Consider the following 1,814-nt stretch of genomic DNA (forward strand, 5'->3'; position numbering starts at 1 on the left):
GCCGGTTTGCACTTTGTCGTCTTCACGATCCTGATGCTTGGAAATGCAGCCGCTCTATTTCAAAGTTCATAACACGCTCTAGCTTGCGCGCTACCCGATGCAGTAAATGGTTCGCAATGAGTTACAAAACCTCATGCGCCCGCAACATCAGTGTGCCTTTTAAAAATACCATATGTCGCGACAACATACTGTCGCTCCCATACACCCCTAAGCACAACGCAAACCAATATGCCAATTCAGACAAATTATCCAGGTATCTATTCATCCAGCCAAACAAGTAGCCAGGAAAATCAATTTAAAGGTCAAGTTGAGTCTGCGTTAGGAAAAATTGCTGAAGGCGGCTCCGGCAACAGCCTTTTGCAGGGACTCAAGGCATTCAACGCCCGCGAAAACAGAAATGTCATTATCAAGGAGATCCCCCCTACAGACCAACCCAATACTTTTGCGATACTAAGCGCGAGACAAGTTGAGGAACACAGGGACTCCGACGGACGCAGGGCATCTACGCTCAAAAAGAGCGCGAAGATTGCCAAAAAGCTGGCAAAAGAAGGCGTAGGCTGCAATGCCATGGTCGAATGGAACCCTCATAGTCACATCGAATTGAACGGAAATGGCTCCCCTGTTCGCATTGGCTCCAATGCTGACGAAGCGTTCGTGGTCCTTGCGCATGAACTTGTACACGCCAGGCATCTTCTGGCGGGAACCTCAACAGCATATGATGGCGGCGATCGCTACGACGAACGATCGGAAGCAGGTAAAGAAGAGCTGAGGGCAGTTGGGATCGGGGAATATGATTTTCGCACCACCGGAGAACCCAGCGAAAACTCGATCAGGCAGGAGCACGGACTTCCCATCAGAAAGAAATATAAATCCCATGGCATGTGAGCGATGCATCGGAGCCAGCAAATAGCGTCGCGCTCCTGTTGACATTCAGCCCGAGACTCGCAAAGGGCAATCAACCGCACCGAGCAGAAGTGTTTGCACGAGATAGCACAAGCCGCGCCATCGGCGCATCCACGCCCTGCCAGTACCCCGAATGCGCAGAGAACATGCATGCGCGGTTCGCGTGACACCGAGGGTTGCGACCTGCCGCCCTTCCCAGTGCTGCGCGCCGCAGCAAGGTGGCAGTTGGCAGTTGGCAGTTGGCGAACCAGCTTGCACGCGTCATGGGCGAGCATCGCGCAGGACGCGGTAGGTGCGCAACCATTGCACCGCACGGTGCGAGGCGATGAGCGGGGTTTGGCGCGCCGTTCGCTGACCATCTCATCTAAGAGCGGCCAACAAAGCGTAGCGAGCACTCGTCAGGTGCGCGTGGACGGCGTGCTCAGAACCGCAGTGTACAAGTGGTACATGCCGATTCCGAGCACCTGCCGCGCCCGCCTGGCGGTGAGCGCAGTCGTTTTGTTTGCTGCTCTGAAGGAGGCAGTGATTGGCCACGTCGCTGCCAGACGACCAGACGACCAGACGATGGACACACCAAACAGCGCGGCCCGCAGGCGCAGGCCACAGCGGCCCATCAAAGCCGCTGAAGCGCCAACTGGTCCAGGATGGCGCGCATGGCACCGGCCGCATCAAAGATCGCGCTGCCCAGCACGGGCAAGGTGCGGCGGTCCAGCCGATCGGCGTTGCCGGCAGCGATCACATCGCCATGGGCGGCGATGGTCAGCAATAACTGATCCAGCGCATCTACTTGCTCCACGGTAATGCCGAAGGCAAACGCATCAGGCTGTGTCGACTCCCCGCAATTCAATGCCAGCTAAAACTAGAGGTCTGCGGTTGATGTTGCTCATGGAACTCGGCGGGTGTTAGCCCGC

2 protein-coding genes and 1 other RNA gene are annotated in these 1,814 nt (G+C 56.4%); 1 reads left to right on the forward strand and 2 read right to left on the reverse strand.

Features of this window, described 5'->3' with window-relative positions:
• The first annotated feature begins 228 nt into the window (after nt 1-228).
• On the forward strand, nt 229-885 hold the full coding sequence (xopG, locus tag XcyCFBP4188_RS22230; protein ID WP_104592873.1) for a XopG/HopH/AvrPtoH family type III secretion system effector: 657 nt from the start codon (nt 229-231) through the stop codon (nt 883-885).
• A 390-nt stretch (nt 886-1,275) separates the two neighbouring features.
• Here xopG and XcyCFBP4188_RS22235 read toward each other — a convergent pair.
• Both XcyCFBP4188_RS22235 and XcyCFBP4188_RS22240 read right to left on the reverse strand, forming a co-directional pair.
• Nucleotides 1,276-1,352, reverse strand: a non-coding RNA gene (locus tag XcyCFBP4188_RS22235) — sX9 sRNA.
• A 164-nt stretch (nt 1,353-1,516) separates the two neighbouring features.
• Nucleotides 1,517-1,756 (reverse strand): hypothetical protein, encoded by a 240-nt coding sequence (locus XcyCFBP4188_RS22240; protein ID WP_233397416.1) that lies wholly within the window; start codon nt 1,754-1,756, stop codon nt 1,517-1,519.
• Nucleotides 1,757-1,814 lie beyond the last annotated feature (58 nt).

It is taken from the genome of Xanthomonas hortorum pv. cynarae (assembly GCF_002939985.1).
GTDB lineage: Bacteria > Pseudomonadota > Gammaproteobacteria > Xanthomonadales > Xanthomonadaceae > Xanthomonas > Xanthomonas hortorum_D.